Below are 20,485 nucleotides of genomic sequence, written 5' to 3'. Positions count from 1 at the left end.
GCGCTAGGGCTTTATCTTGCTGATGACGTCGTAGACCGGCCCGAGAACGGAGAGCATGATCCAGCCAAGCAAACCACCCATGGCGACCGTGAGAATCGGCTCGATCAGCTGCTGGATCTTCTGAACCGATTCGCGAACGTCGCGGGTATAGAAGTAACTGACGTTGAGCAGTGCTTCGTCGAGGGCGCCGGTGTTCTCGCCGACGCGCAGCATGCGGATCACCAGCGGCGGGAAGAAGCCCGTGCTCTGAAAAGCGGCCGTGACGTTCTGGCCTTCGCCGATCAGTTGTTCGACGCGTTCCAGACCTTGGCGAACCACCAGATTGCCGACCACATCCTGCGTGGTGCGTATCGACTCGAGGATCGGGATGCCGGACGAGTAGAGCAGGGCAAAGGTGTTGGCGAAGCGGGCGAGGACGATCTTGCGCAGGATACTGCCGAGCAGCGGCACTCGCAGCTTGATGCCGTCGAAGCGGACGCGCGCCAGGGGGTTGTGATGCAACAGAAACCGCAATCCGAAAGCCGCCATGGCGGGCAGCAGGAGAGCGAGGTACCACCAGGCGACCAGCAGATCGGAAACGAAGAACAGAATCTGCGTCTGCAAGGGCAGCACCTGTCCCATGTTCTTCACGAACATCTTGAGCTGCGGAACCATGTAGACCATTAGGAAGAAGGTGGCGCCAACGACGATCGTGCTGACGAATGCCGGATACGCGATCATCTTCTTGGTTTGCGAGGCGAGTTCGTCCTCCCATTTCAGCGACTCGTTGAGGCTATGCAACACCTCCGGCAAGCGGCCGGTCGTTTCGCCAGCGCGGATCAGACTGATGAAGACCCGGTCGAAGACGCGCCGATGACTTTCCATCGCCTGCGAGAGCGTCTGCCCTCCCTCGATCGATTCGATCAGACTGGCGACAACTTCACGAAAGCGCGGGTGCTCGAGACTGTCGCGCAGATCGGTCAGACCCTCGATGATCGGCACGCCGGCGCGCACGAGCTGCTGCAAGTGAAAACAGAAGTGGATGATTTCCCGACGTGGGACACCGCCGCCCATGATCGACCGCCGGTTGTTCAGTGGCTCGCCGGTGATCAGATCAAGTTCCATGCGCCGCAAGCGCATCTCGAGGTCGACGAGGTTGATGGCGTCGATTCGACCGAGAACCATGCGCCCATCGGGGTTGACCGCCTTGTACGTGTAGAGCGCCACGGCGGCTACATCCTGTCGGTCAGGTCGACAACGCGGCCGACTTCCTCGAGAGAGGTTGAACCGTCGAGAACCCGCCGCAGCCCATCATCCGCGAGGGTGGCAAAACCCTGGCGGCTGGCAAGCTGCCGCATCTCGCGGACAGTGCTGCGACGGGCGATCAATTCGTCCATGTCGCCGTTGATGCGCAGCAACTCCATGATCGCCAGGCGGCCCCGATAGCCCTGGAAGTCGCAGCGTTCGCAGCCGGCCGGCCGGTAGATGACCGGGCGAGGCCCCTCGGCGAGGTTGCCGAGCAGGCGAGTCTCGTGCGCCTCGGCCTGGTACGGGCTCTTGCAGTGTACGCACAGGCGCCGCACGAGCCGCTGGGCGATGATGCCGATGATATTGCCGGCCATGATGTCGGGCAGAATGCCGATGTCGAGCAGGCGCGGGATGGCACCGATCGCCGAATTGGTGTGCAGCGTCGAATACACCTGGTGCCCGGTCATCGCCGCGCGCAGAGCCATCTCGGCCGTCTCGGCGTCACGCACTTCGCCGACGAGAATGATGTCGGGGTCCTGGCGCATGATCGAGCGGATGCCGTTGGCGAAATCCAGCTTGACCGATTCGGCGGCGGACGTCTGGCGAACGAGGGTCATCGGGTACTCGACCGGGTCTTCGAGGGTCATGATGTTGACTCCCTCGGAGTTGATGTGGTTGAGCACCGAGTAGAGCGTTGTCGTCTTGCCGCTGCCGGTGGGGCCGGTGACGAAAACGATGCCTTCGGGGCGGGCAATCATCAGTTTGAGCTGGTCCAGCTGCTTCTCGGCGAGACCCAGACCCTCGAGTGGCACGATCCCCTTCTGCCGGTCGAGGATGCGCAGGACGACGTTCTCGCCGTGAATCGTCGGTTGCGCCGAGACCCGGAAATCGACCTGCCGGCCGCGCATGTTGAGCGAGATGCGACCATCCTGGGGAGCGCGCGTCTCGGCGATGTTCATTCCCGAGAGCACCTTGATGCGCACCGCCATGGCCGGCCAGTACGTCTTGTGCAGCGAGCGAATCTGCCGCAGCATGCCGTCAATACGGTAGCGGATGCGCAGAAAGCTCGCTTCCGGCTCGAAATGGATGTCGGAAGCGTCATGCTTGACGGCATCGGTGAGAATCGAGTCGATCAGGCGAACGACCGGCTGGCTGTATTCGTCAGCCGACGACTGCAGGCCGCGAAAATCGATCTCGCCCGTTTCGATCTCGTTCAGGATACCGTCGATCGACAGCTCATGACCATAGTACTGGTCGATTGCCCGATCGATCTCGGTCTCGCCGGCGAGCAGAGTGTCGATCTCGATTTCGTCGCCGGCCAGGCTGCGAATCTTGTCGAGGGCAACGATGTCGTTGATGTCGGCAATGGCCAGCGTCAGACGCTGGTTCTCGGCATCGTAGTCGAGCGCCAGCAAGTGGTGGCGCTTGGCAAGATCGCGCGGAACGAGCTTCAGCGCCAAGGGGTCGATGATGGCATTCGACAGATCGACGCTCTGCTTGCCGAGACTTTCGGAGAGTGCGTCGCGCAGCGTCGCCTCGGACACGAAACCGAGCGTGACCAGGAGTTTCCCGATCGGCCGGTTCGACTTCATCTGCTCGAGCAGGGCGATGCGCAGCTGATCCTCGCTGAGGATGCCCTTGCTGATCAGTATCTGGCCCAGGGGCCGTGAATGCGGATGCGCGTCGGGGGCGTTCATCATCGGCTTGGCAGCCCGCTCACGTCCGCCGATCGCGGCCGGTTCCGGCGATTACTGTTGCAGTTCAAGGAGACGCTTCCCGACCGCATTCTGATCGAAGGCACTGCGCCGCGTTTCGGCGGCGTTCAGCGCCATCCGGTAGTACTGCGCCGCCAGCTTGTTCTGGCGCAGATGGTCGAGGCTTACAGCGATGTTGAACAGGGTGTCGGCGTTGTCGGGCTCGAGCGCATACGCCTGGAAATAGGCCTGTTGCGCTTCACTCCAGCGACCCTGCCGGGCATACAGGTTGCCCAGTGCGAAGTGCAGGCTGGGCGAGTCCGGTTGACTGGCCAGCAGGATCTTCAGGCGGCTTTCGGACTGGCCGGAATCGCTGTGCCCACGCAGGTTGATCAAAGCCGCCTGGGCGGTGACGTTAGCGGGATCGGCTTCGAGCACCCTCAGATAGATCTGCTGCGCCCGCTCGGTCTGTCCCTGGCGGGTGGCGATTACCGCCAGACCCAATAGCGCGTCGGCATTCCGGGGATCGCCGCGGAGAACCTGTTCATAGCCGCTGCGCGCGTCGTCCAGCCGGTTCGCCTGCAAGGCGTCATAGGCATGCTCAATGGCCTGCCCGTGCCTGGGCCGGCTATCGTTCAGACGGAAGACGCCGGCGACTTCCGCTGCCGGAACACTCGCGGGCTCGCGACCGGCGCGCTCGGCACGCCGCGTGGAGGCTACGGCGCCGGACGCTGCCTGCGGCGGTCGCGACGCCTCTGGCGGAACGGTTGGTGGCAGGACCGGCGGCAGCGCCACCTCCGCCGCCGGCAGCGGCGTCAGGTCGGCCTGCGGCGCTGGCGGCGGAGTCGGGCGGGCGGGCGGCAGCGGGGTCGCCGGCTGGGTCAGCGAGCCTCTGCCGACCGCCTGCAACTGCCACCAGAAGTAGCCGACGATGACCAGCGTCGCCAGTGCGAGCAGACCGAGGAACAGCCAGAGAGGGGCGCGTGACGCCGGGACCGGCTTGGCGGCAAAGACGTTTTTCGCGGCACGGCGCTCGGCCGCTTCGCGAGCGCCGTTGTCGGCGGGCGCCCTCGCCGATGACGCTGCGCGCCGCGGCGACGACGGAGCCGTCGCCGCGGCGGTCAGATCGGCGTCGATCGTGTCGAGGTGCCGGGAGAGCGGCGGCAGCGGTGTGCCGGGAGGCGCCGGCGTCGTTTCCAGCGGGTCCAGGCTCAGTTCACCGACGACAGGCTCGGCACGACTGGTCGGGGTCGCCAGTCGCTTGGCCTCCTCCGCCCGCCGCAGGGCATCCATCAACAGGCTCACTGCAGCGGTTCCGGAGTCTGGTCAGGCAACGAGAACGGCCGATAGACCTGATCGGTCCTGAAGAAGTCCTTCTTCGGCAAGAATTCCCTGAAGCTGCTGAAGTCGCCATCGATCGAAGCGTCCCGGATGACCGTCGGGCGCAGCAGGACCACCAGCTCCGACTTGGAGGACGAGTTACCGCGGTTGTTGAAGACCTCGCCAACGAACGGGATGTCGCCGAGACCTGGTAGGCGCCCAACCGTGTTGCCTATTCGGTCTTCCATCAGACCACCGAGGACCGCGATGTCGCCACTTTCAACGCGCAGCATCGACTCGATCTCGCGTGTACGAATCTGTGGCACGAGGTTCGGGATGGTGTTACCAGTCTTGGGATTGACAAGGCCTGGATTGGGATCCTGCTTCAAGTCAGCGATAAAGGAGATCGATGGGCGGACATTGAGGGTAACGGTGCCACTATCACTGATCTGTGCGGTCAGACTCATGAAAAAACCGATCGAGACCGACTGCGGCGTGGTTGTCGTGGGATTTGAGACGGGACCACTGGCTGCGGCAGCCCCACCGACGACTACGCCCACAGCAGAAGCTGCGTCTTGCTTGACGCTGAAATAGACGAAATCCTCCGACACCCTGAGCGTTGCCGTCTGGTTGTTTAGCACCGCTAGCTTCGGGCTGGAAAGCACCTTTACGGTGCCAAAGAGGCGCAGCAGTTCGACGGTCGCCAGCAGACTCGCGGGGTTGATGTTACTGTACTTGATCACATAAGGGGTCACGGCATTTTGCACGTTGGTCGTCAGTGTCGGCTTCGTGACGCTGTACTCGGTACCACTCGTCAGACGATTCCATTGAATCCCCTGCTGGTAGCCATCAGACAGGGTGACTTCAACGATCGTCGCTTCGATGAGCACCTGCCGCCGGGCACTGCTCATGACTCGATCAAGGAACTCTTGCACTTTCTCGTGTTGCCGCGAGGTGGCCCTGACGGTGATGACCCCACCTTCGGGATTAGCGATCACCGATGCGGCCTCACGGTAAGTCATCCGCTTGACGACCGTGGCACCGGTGTTCTGCAGAGTCGCCGGATTCGGACTGCCGGCGATCGTCTGTGCAAGCTGGCTGACCCGCGCCGCCACGCCTGTCGGCGCCGGGGCGCCAGTGCCCGTCGTGCTCTGCGAGCCGCTTTGCTCGGTCACGGTCTCGGTCGAACCCTCCGGGAAGACCTTGTCGGTTTCGCGCAGCAAGTCCGTCAGATTCTTCTCGAGCGACTCCCAGAAATGGTTTTTCGACTTGTTCTCGATCTGGATCCGGGAGGTATTGCCGGTACCCGCGACACCACCGCTGCCGGTTGCCAGCGCGCTGGTCGAGATCTGGGTATTGGTCGAAATCGTGCCCGTGACATCGCGCGCAATGTTGAAGTAATCCACCTTGTAGCTCTTGAGATAAGGTGCGTCAGGCATCACGGCGAGGTTCGGGCCGTCCAGTTCGAAGCGCATGTCCGCCTGTTTGGCGATGCGGGTGAGCAGTTGCGGCAGCGTCTGGTCGATGGCGTTGAGCGTCACCGTGCCGGTAAGGCCCGGATGGATGTCCACGTTGAGCTTGGCGTCGCGGGCCAGCGCAAACAGCAGGTCGTGCAGCTTCACGTTGTTGACCACGACACTATAGGTTTCGGTCTTGGCGCTTGGCCTCGGTCTGGGCAAGGAGACACTTTGCTGCACCACCTGGGGAATCGACCCCTGGCTTCGGACCACGCTCTCGGCCTGCAAATGACCGGCGGACGGCCCGTTGCTGAGCGTCGTCGGGGTGCAGGCACCCAACAGGAGCAGGATGGGGATGGCGCTGAGAATGCTGACAACGCTGACAATTCGCAGGGACACGCTCGGGCTCGATCCAGTCAAGGGTGAAGTTGATGATACCACGCCAGCAGTGCTATTCAAGTGCATGATTTTTATTGCCTTAGGGCCGCGTCGTCAAGACCCTGCGCGAATCGGGGGGCGCGCAGCTTGCGGACCTCGCGGACGTAAGGCCGGCTCGACGGGCTGATGTCGGCAAGCATGGCGAGAGCAGCGTTTGCCTGCTCGCGCGAGGAGTAGTCGCCGTAGATGACGCCCAGCCTGTCGCGTCCGCTCAAGCGCGATCGATAGACCCTGACCTGGCGGGCGTCGAGCACTTGCGCGTTGTTGGCCATGAAATCGAGCACCTCTCGTTGGCTACCGGCGTCGGTGACGAGCAACTGAATGAAGTAATGGCTGTCCGGGGTTCGCTGGAGCCAGTCTTCGGTCGCGGCAATCCGTTCCGCAAGCGAGAGAGGCGGCTCGGCGCCGCTGCTGGCCACCCGCACGCCCGACGGGTCCGGCGCGGCAATGGCGACCGACGTCGGCGCGGAGACCGGCGCCGGGTACGGCGCCACCATTACCGGCACGGCGCCGCCGGCCGGTGCGGCGGCGATCGTCGGCGCTGCCGGCGTTTCGCTGGCGGCGTGGCGGCTGCCGGCCAGGTAGGCGGCGCTGGCGATCGCACCGGCAGCCACCGCTGCCCCACCGATCCACACCCAGCGGGCACCGAAGCGGCGACTCAGGGGCTTGAACTGCGCATCGCGGATCGCAGCTCTGGCCTGGCGGCAATCGATCTGGTGCACGCCGTCGGAGAATGCGGCAAGCAGTGCCTTGTCAGCCAGGATGTTGATGCGTCGCGTCAACCCTTCCGACGTTTCGCTGATCCGCTGGATGGCGCCTTTCGTGAATAGGTCGGGACCGTGGTAACCGGCGGCGCGCAGGCGGAACATCAGGTACACCCCGACGTCGTCGCGACGTAGCGGCTCCAGCCGGAAATGGTGCGTAATGCGGTCGTTGAGTTGCCGCATGGCCGTTTCACCCAGCCGCAGATCGAGTTCCGGCTGACCGAAGAGGACGATCTGCAGGAGCTTGTGGTGGTTGGACTCGAGGTTGGAGAGCAGACGGATCTCTTCGAGCGCTTCCGGCGGCATCGCATGCGCCTCGTCGATCAAGGCGACGACCTGCCGGCCGGTGGCATAGATGCTCAGCAAACGTTCCTGCAAGGCGCGCAGCAGAAGATGGCTACGCTCATCGGGAAGCGGAATATGCAACTCGTCGGCGATGGCGAAAAGTATCTCGTCGCGCGACAGCATCGGGTTGGCCAGGTAGACCGTTTCGACGTTCTCCGGGAGTTTTTCAAGCAGCATCCGGCACAGCATCGTCTTGCCGCTGCCGACCTCGCCGCTGACCTTGACGATCCCCTCGTCGTGCGTGATCGCGTAGATCAGCGCCTCGAGCGTCGCCCCCCGATTGGCGCCGGCAAAGAAGAACTCGGTATGTGGCGTGATGCGAAACGGTGGCTCGCGCAGCCCGAAATGCTCAAGATACATCATCGATCGTGTACATCACTGCTCCCGAAACGAGGCTTCCATGCGGTTGTAGAGCGTCGTGCGATGGATGCCGAGCAGGCGTGCCGCCTGGCTGACATTGCCGTGCGCGAGCTTCAGCGCGGCCTCGATGTAGCCCCGCTCAGTGGCGTCGAGCAGGCGATCGAGACTGAATGGTTCCCGCTGCCGCAAGCGATGGCTTGCCGCAGTAACGATGGCGTCCCCCGAGATTTCGTCGGCCGCCGTCAGCGAACTCGCGCCGGCGGCCAGCGGCTCGTCGGGAAGATCGAGTTCGACTTCGAGCGCCCCGGCGTCCACCGTCTGCCCGGGGTGCTTGGTGGTCAGACGGATGACGACGTTGCGCAGTTCGCGAACGTTGCCGGGAAAGCTGTAAGCAAGCCACAGTGCCGTCGCTTCCGGGGACAGCCGGAAAGGTGATTGCCGGGTCTGCGCCGCGTACATCTGGCGAAAGTGCTCGAGCAGCAGCAAGCGGTCGTCACCCATGTCGCGCAGTGCCGGGGCAGTGATCGCACAGACCGACAGGCGGTGATAAAGATCGGCCCGGAAGTTGCCCGACCTGACCTCCTTGCGCAGGTCCCGGTTGGTGGCCGCGATGATCCGTGCCTGGCTGACGCGCTTCTGGGTTTCACCGACGCGCTGGTACTCGCCATTCTCCAGCACGCGCAGAAGCTTTGCCTGCAGTTCGAGCGCCAGTTCGCCGATCTCGTCGAGGAACAGCGTGCCGTCGCCGGCGTCTTCGAAATAGCCGGTCTTCATCGCGACGGCACCGGTAAACGCACCTTTGGCGTAGCCAAACAGCGTCGGCTCGACCAGATTCGGCGACACGGCAGCGCAATTGAGCGCCAGAAACGGCTTCTGCCGGCGCCGGGTGCCGTAATGGAGGCAACTGGCAGCGATGATCTCCTTGCCGCTGCCCGACTCGCCCTCGATCAGGACCGGAAAAGGCAGGTCAGCATACTGGCGCAGTTGCAGGCGCAGTTTCTCTATTGCCGGGCTGTTGCCGATCAGCGGCGAGGCGCCGTCCCGCCCCATTTCATCGAGCGCGCGAAAGGCCAGTGCGCGCTTCAGGATCTGCTGTAGATCGCCCGGGTTGCAGGGCTTGGCGACGAATTCGGCAGCGCCAAGCGTGCGCGCGTGGCGAGCATTGCCGTCGTCGCTCTGCCCCGAGAGGACGACGATGCGAATGTCCGGCGCAAGCTTCAGCAGATCCGTGATCAGCGCAAAGCCTTCATCGGGACGATGTGGCAGCGGCGGCAGTCCGAGGTCGACGAGGGCCAATTCCGGGAGTCGGCGCAGCTGTCGCAGCATCTGCAGGCAATGTGGACGCGAATGACTGGTGACAACCTCGAAGAGCGGACTCATCGAGAAGCTCAGGGTGTCACAGATCAGCGCATCGTCGTCAACGATGAGGAGAAATGGCTTGTCGCGCAGGATGGCGTCCGGTTCGCTGGGCATGAAGGGCGTGGCGTCGCTCGAGAATGTGCCTGCGCGGCATTATTCCACACTTGTATTGGCGCCAAGCGATTCACATCGACGACGGTGGACAGTCGAGTATAATTCCGGCTCATTTTTGCCCGGGGATACTGCGGTGCCTGCCGATAATCTTGTCGAAATCAAGGATCTCGATTTTGCCTACGACGATCGACCGATCCTTAATGGCATCAGCATGCAGATTCCGCGCGGCAAGGTGGTCGCCATCATGGGCGGCTCCGGTTGCGGCAAGACCACGCTGTTGCGGTTGATTGGCGGACAACTCAAGCCGAGCCGCGGCGACGTGCTGGTCGACGGTCGGTCGGTGCCCCGCCTCAAGGACGACGAACTGTACGCCCTGCGCCGGCGAATGGGCATGCTGTTCCAGTTTGGCGCCTTGTTTACCGATATCTCGGTCTTCGATAATGTCGCCTATCAGATGCGCGAACACACCGATCTGCCCGAGGAACTGATTCGCGACATGGTGCTCATGAAGCTCAATGCCGTTGGCCTGCGCGGAGCGCATCAGCTGATGCCGGCCGAGTTGTCCGGCGGCATGGCCAGACGCGTGGCGCTGGCGCGGGCAATCGCGCTCGACCCGATGCTGATCATGTACGACGAGCCCTTTGCGGGTCTCGATCCGATTTCCCTTGGGGTCATCGGACAATTGATCCGCAAGCTCAACGACGCGCTGGGTGCGACGACGATCATGGTCACCCATGACATCCAGGAATCGCTGTTGATCGTCGACTACATCTATTTCATGTCTGACGGGAAGGTCGTTGCGCTCGGCACGCCCGACGAGATCCGCGCCTCCAGACACCCCTTTGTCCATCAGTTCGTTTTTGCCGAAGCCGACGGACCAGTGCCCTTCCATTATCCGGCGCCGCCGCTGGCCCACGAACTTCTGGGGAAAGGCGCACGCCCATGAGCAAGCGTGAGTCAGGCCCCGGCCCGCTCCTGTCGACCATCGCCAGTATCGGACACCATGTTACTGACGCACTGCAGCGACTGGGTTTTGCCAGCCGCTTTTTCGTCATGCTGCTCCTCTGCTCCGGACAGTCCTTCCGGCGACCCAATCTGACGATTCGCGAGATCTATTATTCGGGGTTTCAGTCGCTGCTGATCATCATGGTTTCCGGACTGTTCATCGGCATGGTGCTCGGCATGCAGGGCTACGAAACGCTGCAGCGCTACGGCTCGGCCGACGCACTCGGCATACTGGTGGCGCTGTCGCTGGTGCGGGAACTCGGCCCGGTCGTCGCCGCCCTGCTCTTCGCGTCGCGCGCCGGTTCGTCGATCACGGCCGAGATCGGCCTGATGAAGGCCACCGAGCAACTCACGGCAATGGACATGATGGCGGTCAACCCGATTGCCCGCGTCGTCGCGCCGCGTTTCTGGGGAGGCGTGATCTCGATGCCCTTGCTGGCGGCGCTGTTCTCCGCGACCGGCGTCTTTGGCGGTTACCTGATCGGGGTGGTCTTCATCGGTGTCGATGACGGCGCTTTCTGGTCGCAGATGCAGGCGTCGGTTGATTTTCGCTACGATATCTGGAGTGGCATCGTCAAGAGCTTCGTCTTCGGCGTCGCGGTTTCCCTGATTGCCGTTTTCGAGGGCTACGACGCGTTGCCAACGGCGGAGGGCGTTTCGAGTTCGATCAAGAGCACGGTCGTCAAGTCGGCCCTGGCCATCCTGGCGCTGGACTTCGTGTTGACTTCTTTCATGTTCCGGGAGGCTGGATGAGTCGCAAGTTGCTCGACCTGTGGGTCGGTTTTTTCGTTGCCCTGGGGCTCGCCGGGGTGCTTTTCCTGGCGCTTAAAGTCGGGAATCTGTCGGCAGCCAACTTTTCCGAGGCGTACCCGTTGACCGCCAAGTTTGCTAATATCGGCGGCTTGAAGGTTCGCGCGCCAGTGAAGAGCGCCGGCGTCGTCGTCGGCAGAGTCGCGGACGTGCGTTTCGACCCGGAAACCTATGAGGCGGTAGTGACCTTCAGCATCGACGGCCGCTACCATTTCCCCAAGGACACCTTCGCCTTGATTCTGACCTCCGGCTTGCTGGGCGAGCAGTACATCGGACTTGACCCCGGTGGCGACGAGAAGATGCTGAAACCGGGTGACGTGATCGCGAAAACGCAGTCGGCGGTGGTACTCGAGAAGCTGATCAGCCAGTTCATGTTCAACAAGGCTTCCGAAGGACCAGCCGCAAACCAATAGAATGGAAGAACATCCATGAAACTTCGGCTTTTGCCGTACCTGTCCTCCGTGGCCTGCGCAGTCGTCGTCGCCAGCGGTTGCGCGACGACGGCCAGCAATCCGAAGGATCCCTTCGAGGGCTTCAACCGGGCGATGTTCGCCGTCAATGAGGGCCTCGACGTCGCCATCGTCAAACCTCTGGCGCAGGGTTACGACACGGTCGCACCACTGCCGGTCAAGGTGGTCGTCGGCAACTTCTTCGGCAATCTCTGGGATGTGTGGACGGCTTTGAACAACCTCCTGCAGGGCAAGCCGGGAGACGCCGCTTCCGATGTCGGTCGGGTGCTGGTCAATAGCACTGTGGGCATCGGCGGCGCCTTTGACGTGGCCGGAGAACTGGGTCTGACCAAACATTCGGAAGAGTTCGGACAGACACTCGCCGTGTGGGGGGTGGGTGACGGCCCGTACTTCTACTGGCCACTCATCGGGCCGCGCACGACTCGTGACACCTTCGGCTGGCTGGTCGACACCTATTACGATCCGGTGTGGCGAGTAGACGACATGGCCCTGCGCAACAGCCTGGTAGCTACGCGCTACATCGACTTGCGGGCTACCCTTCTGCCTTCCGACAAAGTGATCGAGGAAGCGGCTTTCGACAAGTACAACTACATCAGGGACGCCTACCTGCAGCATCGTCGCAATGAGGTGTTCGATGGTGATCCACCGCGCGTCCCCCTGGACGATTAGGAGCGCCCCCTGGACCGAGGATTTCGCCGGCCGCGGTCGCAGCTGGCTGGGCGCTAACAACGTACTCTCACCTGCCTGGATACTGCTCATGAAGTACTTCGTATCACTGCTCTTGGGTTTGTTGGTAATGTTGTCCTCCGCGCTTGCTCAGGAGAGTGCGCCGGATGCGCTGGTCCGCAAGGTGACCGACGACGTCCTGACGATCGTTCGCCAGGACAAGGAGATCCAGAGCGGCAACACCCGCAAGGCGATGGAACTGGTCGACAGCAAGGTGCTACCGTACTTCAACTTCCAGCGCATGACCGCACTGGCGGTTGGTCGCGACTGGAGCAAGGCAACCCCCGAGCAAAAGAAGCGTCTGGCGGAAGAGTTCAAGACCCTGTTGGTGCGCACCTACTCGAATGCGTTGACCTCCTACAAGAACCAGACGATAAGCTACAAGCCAACCAAGATGCAGGCGGCCGACACCGATGTGCTGGTCAGGACGGAAGTCGTTCAGCCGGGCAGCAAACCGGTGCAACTCGATTACGCCCTGGAAAAGCAGGGTGACAGCTGGAAGGTCTACGATGTGATTGTCGCCGGCGTCAGCCTGGTCACCAACTACCGCGACACGTTCAACCAGGAAGTGCGCAACAACGGCATCGACGGCCTGATCCAGATGCTGGGCAATCGCAACAAGCAACTCGAAGCGGGCAAGAAATGATCGAACGCCTGGACGGCACTCTGCGCGTTACCGCGCCGATGATCATCGCCAATGCCCGCGCCCTGCTCGAAGCAGGGCGCCGTTCTTTGACATCGTCTTCCCCGCCGGCAGGCACCGCCATGCTGCTCGACCTGGCGGCCGTCAACGACGTCGATTCGTCGGCCTTGAGCGTCGTTCTTGCCTGGCTGCGTACGGCCGGCGCGCGTGGCCTGACCTTGCGCCTGGCCAACCCACCAGCGAACCTGATCAGCCTGGCAGCGCTCTACGGCGTATCCGAACTTCTCCCGCTCGCCTGAACGGGCGGCGTGGCCCCTCGCCAGCAAACATGCCATGAGCGTCGCCGTTGCCATTGAGGGGGTGGAGAAGCGCTTCGGTTCCGTGCTGGCACTTGCAGGCGTTTCGCTGCAGATCGCCGAGGGCGAGTTCTTCGGTCTGCTCGGCCCCAACGGGGCGGGGAAGACGACGCTGATCTCCTGCCTGGCCGGTCTCGCGCGTCCGGATACCGGTAGCCTGACTGTGCTGGGACACGATGTGGTCACCGACTACCGCGCCGCGCGTCGCCTGCTCGGCGTCGTACCGCAGGAACTGGTCTTCGACCCCTTCTTTTCGGTGCGCGAGAGTCTGCGCATCCAGTCGGGATACTTCGGAATCCGCCACAACGACCAGTGGATCGACGAGATTCTCGCCAACCTCGACCTGACCAGCAAGGCCGACACCAACATGCGCCGTCTGTCCGGGGGAATGAAGCGGCGAGTTCTCGTCGCCCAGGCACTGGTGCACAAGCCACCGGTGATCGTTCTCGACGAGCCGACGGCCGGTGTCGACGTCGAGTTGCGCCAGGGCCTGTGGCAATTCGTCCGGCGGCTCAATCGAGACGGACACACTGTGATCCTGACGACGCATTACCTGGAGGAAGCCGAAGCCCTGTGCGGACGGATCGCCATGCTCAAACAAGGACGCGTGGTCGCCCTCGATACCACCAGCAACCTGCTGGCACGCTTTTCGGGGCAGACTCTGCGTCTACGGGTCGCGCGTTCGACGCCACTACCGCAGACCCTGCGGGCCCGAGCGACAGAGAGCGAGGGCGCCTGGACTTTCCCTCTCGGTGCCCTCGGCGAGATCGAACCCCTGCTCGCGGCGGTCCGGGAGGCAGGTTGCCAGATCGACGACTTGCGCCTCACGCAGACGGACCTCGAGGACGTCTTCCTCGGTGTCATGCAGAGCACCAGCACTCGCCAGGCCACGTCGTGATGAGCGGCTTCCGGACCCTGCTCTACAAGGAAGTGCTGCGCTTCTGGAAAGTGAGCTTTCAGACGGTCGGTGCGCCGGTGCTGACCGCCCTGCTCTACCTGATGATCTTCTCGCATGTGCTCGAGGCACACGTACAGGTGCACGGAGTCCCCTACGCTGCCTTTCTGATCCCCGGCCTGGTGATGATGTCGGCGCTGCAGAACGCCTTTGCGAACAGTTCGTCGAGCCTGATCCAGTCGAAGGTGACCGGCAGCGTCGTGTTTGTGCTGCTACCGCCGATCTCCTATGTCGAATTCTTTCTCGCCTATGTGGTCGCGGCAATGCTGCGCGGTCTGATGGTGGGACTGGGCGTTCTGCTGGTGACCATGTGGTTCGCGCCGCCGTCCTTCATCGCACCGCTGTGGATTCTGGCCTTCATCGTCATCGGCGGCGGCATCATGGGAACCCTGGGCGTCGTCGCCGGCATCTGGGCCGACAAGTTCGACCAGTTGGCGGCTTTCCAGAACTTCCTGATCATGCCGCTGACGATGCTCTCCGGCGTCTTCTACTCGATTCATTCCCTGCCGGAATTCTGGCAGCAGGTGTCGCGTTTCAACCCCGTCTTCTACATGATCGACGGTTTTCGCTTCGGATTCTTCGGCGTCTCCGACGTGGCGCCGGAAACCAGCCTGGCCGTGGTCGCCACGAGTTTCCTGCTGGTGTCGGCGGCGACGCTGGCGCTGCTCAAGAGTGGTTACAAACTGAGGTCCTGAATCATGATGCAGCCAGAACAACTTCACACGATCATCGCCGCAGGCTTGCCCTGCGAACACCTGCAGGTCATCGGCGACGGCCAGCACTTCGAGGCACTGATCGTCAGTGCCGAATTCATCGGCATGAGCCGCGTGCAAAGACAGCAGCGGGTAAACGCCGTGCTGCGCGGACATTTCAACAGCGGCGAACTGCATGCCCTGTCGATGAAGACCCAGACCCCGGAAGAGTGGAGCGCGACACGTGGATAAGCTGCTGATTGAGGGTGGCACACCCCTGGCCGGCGAGATCGCCATCTCCGGCGCAAAAAATGCGGCGCTGCCGATCCTCTGCGCCTGCCTGCTGACGGCAGAACCTCTGCATCTCACCAACGTGCCCCGGCTCAGGGACATCGCAACCATGCTGCGCCTGATCGAGCAAATGGGCGTCGCGGTCACGCACGATGGCGCCAATGGGGTGGTACTGGACAGCAGCGGACTCAGCAACCCGCTGGCGCCTTACGACATGGTCAAGACGATGCGGGCGTCGATCCTGGTCCTCGGCCCCCTCCTGGCACGCCATGGCGAAGCCAGGGTGTCGCTGCCGGGCGGTTGCGCAATCGGCGCGCGGCCGGTCGAACAGCACATTCTCGGACTGCAGGCCATGGGCGCCTCGATTCACGTCGAGCACGGCTATATCCAGGCCGGGGCAGGGACAGGCAAGCGCGGACTACGAGGCGCCTGCATCGTCACCGACATGGTCACGGTGACCGGGACGGAGAACCTGATGATGGCGGCTGCACTGGCCGACGGCGAAACAATCATCGAAAATGCCGCGCGCGAACCGGAGGTTGTCGACCTGGCCAACTGTCTGGTGTCGATGGGGGCACAGATTTCCGGCGCCGGTACCGACAAGATTCGCATCCGCGGTGTCGAACGCCTGCACGGCGCAACACACCGGATCATGGCCGACCGCATCGAAACGGGAACGTACCTTTGCGCTGCTGCCGCCAGTGGTGGCAGCGTTCGCCTGACGGGAACTTCGGCGGCCTACCTCGACGCGGTAGTCGATAAGCTGCTCGACGCCGGCTGCGACATCGTCGCCGAGCGCGATGCGATCAGGCTCAAGGCTCCGCCGCGGCTGAAGGCGGTCAGCATCCGTACCTCACCCTACCCGGCCTTTCCGACCGACATGCAGGCACAGTTCATGGCCATCAACTGTGTCGCCGAGGGATCGGCGGTGATCCGCGAGACGATCTTCGAGAACCGCTTCATGCACGCCGTCGAGCTGATTCGCCTCGGAGCCGACATCCGTATCGACGCCAGCAACGCCATGGTCACCGGCGTCGAGCGTCTTCAGGGCGCGACGGTAATGGCTACCGACCTGCGTGCGTCGGCCAGCCTGGTCATCGCCGGCCTGGTCGCCCAGGGCGAGACTCTGATCGACCGCATTTACCATCTGGACCGGGGTTATGAAGGCATCGAGGAGAAACTCGGCCAGCTTGGGGCGCGCGTCAGGCGGATTCGCTGAACAGCGACTGCCGCCTGGAGGCAGCCCACGAATCAGGCTGGCGCCTGCGTTAGCCTGATTCGCGAACGCCCAGCCGGCAGGGCCGGCGCGCTCAGGAAGCGGGCGACGCGGGCGGCCTCGGACTACCGTCCGAAGCGACATCCTGAATCAGTTGCAGGTCGTTGTCCTGGGCGAAGTGAAGAACAAAGCGATAAGCCATGGGTTCCACCTCGTACAGGCGTCCATCCACGAAAACCGCTTTTTCGCCCTTGTAGTTGCGCGGACCCACGTAGGGTGAGTAGCGCATTCTCTTCTCGGCGCCGAAAGCCGACAGGACGCCGCAGAGTCTCTCGGCCCAGTCGCTGGGGCGGAACTTCTTGCCCGCAGTCGTCAGCCCGACGATGATGAAAGAGGAGTGCGACGAAGTGGTCATATCTCGGTCATGGCGTAGCGAGGTGAGCCGCAAAAATAGTCTCTTGGAGGTCGTTCAGCATCTGCGGACAGGGTCCACGAACGAATTTTACCAGAAAGGTGGGGGCATTGCCGGTTCTGACAGCGCCGTTCGCCGCAGCGTCGCCGACCGCGAACAGCCGGGGGGATGCGTGCACCTACTGGCAGTGCGGAACACGTCGAGATGGTGGGCGATAGTGGGATCGAACCACTGACTTCCACCGTGTGAAGGTGGCACTCTACCGCTGAGTTAATCGCCCTGCGTCCTGATCCACGGACCAACCTGATTCGCCTGCCCGACCAGCCGCCAATTGGCAACCGACAGAACAAGGCGTTCGCGAGACTAGCCTGCGACCTCCTCGACCGTGAAACGCTGGCCAGGAGCAAGCCCGATGACCCGCCGAGCAGAGAGGCGGATTACATCACACCTCGTCAATCCGGTCAATCACGCCGACGAGCACAGTGCGCCCAAGCCCGGCAGACAGCGCCCTTCTCGACCGCGTCCCAACCGCCATTCTTGATCGGACCGCCGTCAGAAATGCGCCCAGTCCGGGTCCGGCAACTCGGTGAATGCCTGCCGCAGGCGGTCGCCCCAGAGTGTCCTGATCTCGTTGAAGTAAGCGTTCTGCGGGCCGATGCTGACGTGGTTGCGCACCTTCAGGGCACCGCTCTCGTAGATCAGAAGATCGAGCGGCATGCCAACCGAGAGATTCGAGCGGATCGTCGAATCCATCGAGATCAGTGCACACTTGGCCGCTTCCTCGAAGCTCGTGCGGCAAGTCACGACGCGATCGATGATCGGTTTCCCGTACTTCGACTCGCCAATCTGGAAATAGGGGGTGTCGGCGCTGGCCTCGATGAAGTTGCCGGCAGCGTAGATGCTGAACAGGCGCGGGGCCTCACCGGCAATCTGGCCACCAAAGATGAGCGACGCGTTGAACTCGATACCGAATTCCTTCAGCGCAGCCGCATCGCGCTGGTAGACCTCGCGGACGATGCCGCCAATGTGGCGCGCGGCGTCGAAAAGGTTCGAGAGGTTGCAGAGGTTCTCCTCATCGCTTCGCTCCAGGCGTTCGCGCAGGATGTTGACCACCGACTGGCTGACCGAGAGGTTGCCCGCCGTCATGAGGACCAGTACGCGGTCGCCCGGTCGCTCAATGACCGTCATCTTGCGAAAGGTGTTTACATGGTCGACACCGGCGTTGGTCCGTGAGTCGGACAGAAACACCAGGCCGGCATCGAGCCGCATGGCGATGCAGTAGGTCACGGCACGGCTGCCGACGACCGCTGACGACGGCCCCGCACCGTCGCCTCGCGCGCAGCCAGACGAAACCGCATCGGCGCCTCAGGCCGGGACCAGGAAGTCGCGACTGATGCCGTCTCCCAGGTCGTAGATGCGATCCATGAAGTCGGTCAGGTATTCGTGCAGACCACTGGTCAGCACATCATCGATGCGCGCGAAATGCAGTCTGGCATGCAGCACGCCGGCCTGGCGTTCGGTTTCCGCCGAAGCGCCGTTGGCAATCAGTTGCAACATGTGGACAATGCCGTCGGCACAGGCATGCAAGGATCTGGGCATGTCCATGCGCAGGATCAGCAACTCCGCAACCCGGCCGGGGGTGATCGCATCGCGATACACCTTGCGATAGACCTGGAAGGCGGAGACCGAGCGCAGCAAGGCACCCCAGCGATAGAAGTCACTTGCCCCCTCATCGCCGTTGCGCAGGATGTGGTACTGCATGTCGAGAATGCGGGCCGTATTGTCTCCGCGTTCGAGGAGTCCGCCGAGGCGGATGAAATGTAGTGAATCGTCCTTGAGCATGGTTCCGAAAGTCACACCGCGGATGACCGCCGATCGCAGCTTCACCCAGTCGAAGAACTCGCTGACGCCGCGCGAGTGAATCTGCTCGAAAGTCTGCTGGCGCAACTCGATCCAGGTCGCGTTGACACTCTCCCACATCTCGGCGGTCAGGGTCCCGCGCACGGCGTGAGCGTTTTCCCGTGCCGCCCGCAAGCACGTATAGATCGACGAAGGATTGGCAGGATCGGCGACCATGAAGCGCAGGACGTTGTCGACGTTGACTTCGTCGTAGACCTCCGCGAAAGCCGCCTCGAGGCTGTTGAGCGCAAGTATGGCGCGCCAGTTTTCATTTTGCGCAGCGACGGACTGCGGCACCAGCGACATCTGGTACGACACGTCGAGAAGACGCGCCAGGTTTTCGGCACGCTCCGTATAGCGCGCCATCCAGTACAGGTGATCAGCGGTGCGGCTCAGCATCTCGGTTCTCCGTGCATCTCAGTTTTCCAATACCCAGGTATCCTTGGTGCCTCCGCCCTGCGACGAATTCACCACCAGTGAACCCTCGCGTAGCGCCACCCGGGTCAGGCCGCCAGGAACCATGCCTATCTGCTTGCCGGAAAGAACGAAAGGACGCAGGTCAAGGTGGCGCGGCGCGATTCCCGACTCGACGAAGGTCGGGCAGTTGGACAGCGCCAAGGTCGGCTGCGCGATGTACTTCTCCGGTGCGGCGATGATGCGGGTGCGGAAGTCCTCGATCTCGGCGGCTGTCGATGCGGGCCCGACCAGCATCCCGTAGCCGCCCGCGCCATGGACTTCCTTGACCACCAGTTCAGATAGGTGTGCGAGGACATACTTGAGGTCGTCCGGCTTGCGCAGCATCCAGGTGGGAACATTGTTCAGCGTCGGTTCCTCGCCGAGATAGAACCGGATCATTTCCGGCACGTAGGGGTAGATCGACTTGTCGTCGGCAACGCCGGCGCCAATGGCGTTGGCCAGGGTGACATGGCCGGCACGATAGGCGGACAGCAAGCCTGGCACGCCGAGCATCGACTCCTTGTTGAAGACCAGGGGATCGAGAAAGTCGTCATCGAGCCGCCGGTAGATGACGTCAACCCGCTGCGGCCCCTGCGTGGTGCGCATGAAAACGGTTTCGTCCTTGACGAAGAGGTCCCGCCCCTCGACAAGCTCGATTCCCATCTGTTGCGCCAGGAAGGTGTGTTCGAAGTAGGCGCTGTTGTAGGCGCCCGGCGTCAGCAGGACAACCGTCGGGTTGGTCACGCCCTTTGGCGCCACGGTGCGCAGATTCTCGAGCAGCATGTCCGGGTAATGCTGCACCGGCGCGATCATGTGCCTCGAGAACAACTCGGGAAAGAGCCGCATCATCATCTTGCGATCTTCGATCATGTACGACACGCCCGACGGCACTCGCAAGTTGTCTTCCAGGACGTAGGACTCACCCGCCCCAGCGCGGACGATGTCCACCCCGGCGATATGGGCATAAATGCCGGAAGGCACGTCCACCCCCATCATCTCGCTGCGGAATTGCGCGTTGTTGAGCACCTGCTCGGCGGGAATTCGTCCGGCGCGAAGGATCTCCTGCTCGTGATAGATGTCGTTCAGAAACGCATTGAGCGCCTTCACGCGCTGCCACAATCCTGCCTGCAGCGCCGTCCACTCGGCCGCCGGGATGATGCGCGGGATGATGTCGAAGGGTATCAGCCGCTCGGTGCCGGCCTCCTCGCCGTACACCGCGAAGGTGATACCGACGCGGTGGAAGGCCGTGTCGGCCTCGACCTGCTTGCGTGCCAGACGCTCGGGCGGCATTGCCGCGAGCCACTCGGCAAAGGCCTGGTAGTGCGGCCGCAGCGTCCCGGCCGCATCGTACATTTCGTTATAGAACTGTGTGCTCATGGTGCTCACCGCCAATGTGGGTTGCCATAGTCAAGCAGAAACCGTGCCACCACCGGACGCCACCAAAACTGCCAAGAAAACAGAAGCGGCAGGCCTCTG

At 62.8% G+C, this 20,485-nt stretch carries 20 protein-coding genes and 1 tRNA gene; 10 read left to right on the top strand and 11 right to left on the bottom strand.

Annotation, left to right across the window (positions count from 1 at the left end; translation table 11 throughout):
- Positions 1 to 3: 3 nt before the first annotated feature.
- The 6 genes from CAP2UW1_RS03145 to CAP2UW1_RS03120 all read right to left on the bottom strand — a co-directional run bounded on the left by CAP2UW1_RS03145 (position 4) and on the right by CAP2UW1_RS03120 (position 9,078).
- Positions 4 to 1,206 carry a type II secretion system F family protein gene (locus CAP2UW1_RS03145; protein ID WP_015765222.1) on the bottom strand — a complete coding sequence of 401 codons (1,203 nt, stop codon included), beginning with the start codon at positions 1,204 to 1,206 and terminating at the stop codon, positions 4 to 6.
- A gap of 5 nt (positions 1,207 to 1,211) precedes the next feature.
- Positions 1,212 to 2,924: a GspE/PulE family protein gene (locus CAP2UW1_RS03140; protein WP_041568085.1), complete on the bottom strand. Its 1,713-nt coding sequence runs from the start codon at positions 2,922 to 2,924 to the stop codon at positions 1,212 to 1,214.
- A gap of 51 nt (positions 2,925 to 2,975) precedes the next feature.
- Positions 2,976 to 4,226 (bottom strand): tetratricopeptide repeat protein, encoded by a 1,251-nt coding sequence (locus CAP2UW1_RS23505; RefSeq protein ID WP_049778511.1) that lies wholly within the window; start codon positions 4,224 to 4,226, stop codon positions 2,976 to 2,978.
- Positions 4,223 to 6,097, bottom strand: coding sequence for a type II secretion system protein GspD (locus CAP2UW1_RS03130; RefSeq protein ID WP_015765219.1), 1,875 nt, complete (start codon positions 6,095 to 6,097; stop codon positions 4,223 to 4,225). Before CAP2UW1_RS03130 ends, CAP2UW1_RS23505 begins: the two co-directional genes overlap by 4 nt.
- A gap of 71 nt (positions 6,098 to 6,168) precedes the next feature.
- Complete coding sequence (locus CAP2UW1_RS03125; protein WP_015765218.1) at positions 6,169 to 7,608, bottom strand: AAA family ATPase; 1,440 nt, start codon at positions 7,606 to 7,608, stop codon at positions 6,169 to 6,171.
- A gap of 12 nt (positions 7,609 to 7,620) precedes the next feature.
- Positions 7,621 to 9,078 (bottom strand): sigma-54-dependent transcriptional regulator, encoded by a 1,458-nt coding sequence (locus CAP2UW1_RS03120; protein ID WP_015765217.1) that lies wholly within the window; start codon positions 9,076 to 9,078, stop codon positions 7,621 to 7,623.
- 133 nt (positions 9,079 to 9,211) lie between these two features.
- Between CAP2UW1_RS03120 and CAP2UW1_RS03115 the strand changes: the two genes are divergently transcribed.
- From CAP2UW1_RS03115 to murA, 10 genes are all read left to right on the top strand, one after another.
- Positions 9,212 to 10,024, top strand: coding sequence for an ABC transporter ATP-binding protein (locus CAP2UW1_RS03115; protein ID WP_015765216.1), 813 nt, complete (start codon positions 9,212 to 9,214; stop codon positions 10,022 to 10,024).
- Positions 10,021 to 10,836 (top strand): lipid asymmetry maintenance ABC transporter permease subunit MlaE, encoded by an 816-nt coding sequence (gene mlaE, locus CAP2UW1_RS03110; protein WP_015765215.1) that lies wholly within the window; start codon positions 10,021 to 10,023, stop codon positions 10,834 to 10,836. Before CAP2UW1_RS03115 ends, mlaE begins: the two co-directional genes overlap by 4 nt.
- The gene (mlaD, locus tag CAP2UW1_RS03105) at positions 10,833 to 11,306 is read left to right on the top strand and encodes an outer membrane lipid asymmetry maintenance protein MlaD (protein WP_015765214.1); all 474 of its coding nucleotides are present in this window, start codon (positions 10,833 to 10,835) and stop codon (positions 11,304 to 11,306) included. Before mlaE ends, mlaD begins: the two co-directional genes overlap by 4 nt.
- A 15-nt stretch (positions 11,307 to 11,321) precedes the next feature.
- Entirely contained in the window at positions 11,322 to 12,032 is a 711-nt protein-coding gene (locus CAP2UW1_RS03100; RefSeq protein ID WP_015765213.1) for an MlaA family lipoprotein, read from the top strand.
- 88 nt (positions 12,033 to 12,120) lie between these two features.
- Complete coding sequence (locus CAP2UW1_RS03095; protein WP_041567674.1) at positions 12,121 to 12,735, top strand: MlaC/ttg2D family ABC transporter substrate-binding protein; 615 nt, start codon at positions 12,121 to 12,123, stop codon at positions 12,733 to 12,735.
- Positions 12,732 to 13,031, top strand: coding sequence for an STAS domain-containing protein (locus CAP2UW1_RS03090; protein WP_015765211.1), 300 nt, complete (start codon positions 12,732 to 12,734; stop codon positions 13,029 to 13,031). The genes CAP2UW1_RS03095 and CAP2UW1_RS03090 overlap by 4 nt, the downstream gene beginning before the upstream one ends.
- A 34-nt stretch (positions 13,032 to 13,065) precedes the next feature.
- A complete protein-coding gene (locus CAP2UW1_RS03085; RefSeq protein WP_015765210.1) occupies positions 13,066 to 13,986 on the top strand; it encodes an ABC transporter ATP-binding protein in 921 nt (306 codons plus the stop codon).
- Entirely contained in the window at positions 13,986 to 14,738 is a 753-nt protein-coding gene (locus CAP2UW1_RS03080) for an ABC transporter permease (protein ID WP_015765209.1), read from the top strand. The genes CAP2UW1_RS03085 and CAP2UW1_RS03080 overlap by 1 nt, the downstream gene beginning before the upstream one ends.
- A gap of 3 nt (positions 14,739 to 14,741) precedes the next feature.
- Entirely contained in the window at positions 14,742 to 14,987 is a 246-nt protein-coding gene (locus CAP2UW1_RS03075; RefSeq protein WP_015765208.1) for a BolA family protein, read from the top strand.
- Positions 14,980 to 16,245, top strand: a complete 1,266-nt coding sequence (gene murA, locus CAP2UW1_RS03070) for a UDP-N-acetylglucosamine 1-carboxyvinyltransferase (RefSeq protein ID WP_015765207.1) — start codon at positions 14,980 to 14,982, stop codon at positions 16,243 to 16,245. The genes CAP2UW1_RS03075 and murA overlap by 8 nt, the downstream gene beginning before the upstream one ends.
- A 91-nt stretch (positions 16,246 to 16,336) precedes the next feature.
- On the opposite strand, the gene CAP2UW1_RS03065 is transcribed toward murA, so the two are convergent.
- From CAP2UW1_RS03065 to CAP2UW1_RS03045, 5 genes are all read right to left on the bottom strand, one after another.
- Positions 16,337 to 16,657 (bottom strand): DUF3579 domain-containing protein, encoded by a 321-nt coding sequence (locus tag CAP2UW1_RS03065; protein ID WP_015765206.1) that lies wholly within the window; start codon positions 16,655 to 16,657, stop codon positions 16,337 to 16,339.
- Positions 16,658 to 16,859: 202 nt separating this feature from the next.
- Positions 16,860 to 16,934: transfer RNA gene (locus CAP2UW1_RS03060), tRNA-Val, on the bottom strand.
- A gap of 272 nt (positions 16,935 to 17,206) precedes the next feature.
- Positions 17,207 to 17,941 (bottom strand): proteasome-type protease, encoded by a 735-nt coding sequence (locus tag CAP2UW1_RS03055; RefSeq protein WP_041567671.1) that lies wholly within the window; start codon positions 17,939 to 17,941, stop codon positions 17,207 to 17,209.
- A gap of 78 nt (positions 17,942 to 18,019) precedes the next feature.
- Entirely contained in the window at positions 18,020 to 18,952 is a 933-nt protein-coding gene (locus CAP2UW1_RS03050) for an alpha-E domain-containing protein (protein WP_015765204.1), read from the bottom strand.
- A gap of 18 nt (positions 18,953 to 18,970) precedes the next feature.
- Complete coding sequence (locus CAP2UW1_RS03045) at positions 18,971 to 20,386, bottom strand: circularly permuted type 2 ATP-grasp protein (protein ID WP_015765203.1); 1,416 nt, start codon at positions 20,384 to 20,386, stop codon at positions 18,971 to 18,973.
- Positions 20,387 to 20,485: the final 99 nt, after the last annotated feature.

This window comes from Candidatus Accumulibacter phosphatis (assembly GCF_000024165.1).
In the GTDB taxonomy this organism is placed as follows: Bacteria; Pseudomonadota; Gammaproteobacteria; order Burkholderiales; family Rhodocyclaceae; genus Accumulibacter; species Accumulibacter phosphatis.
The sequence above is the reverse complement of the archived record's forward strand: the minus strand, read 5'-3'. Positions and strand labels throughout refer to the sequence as shown.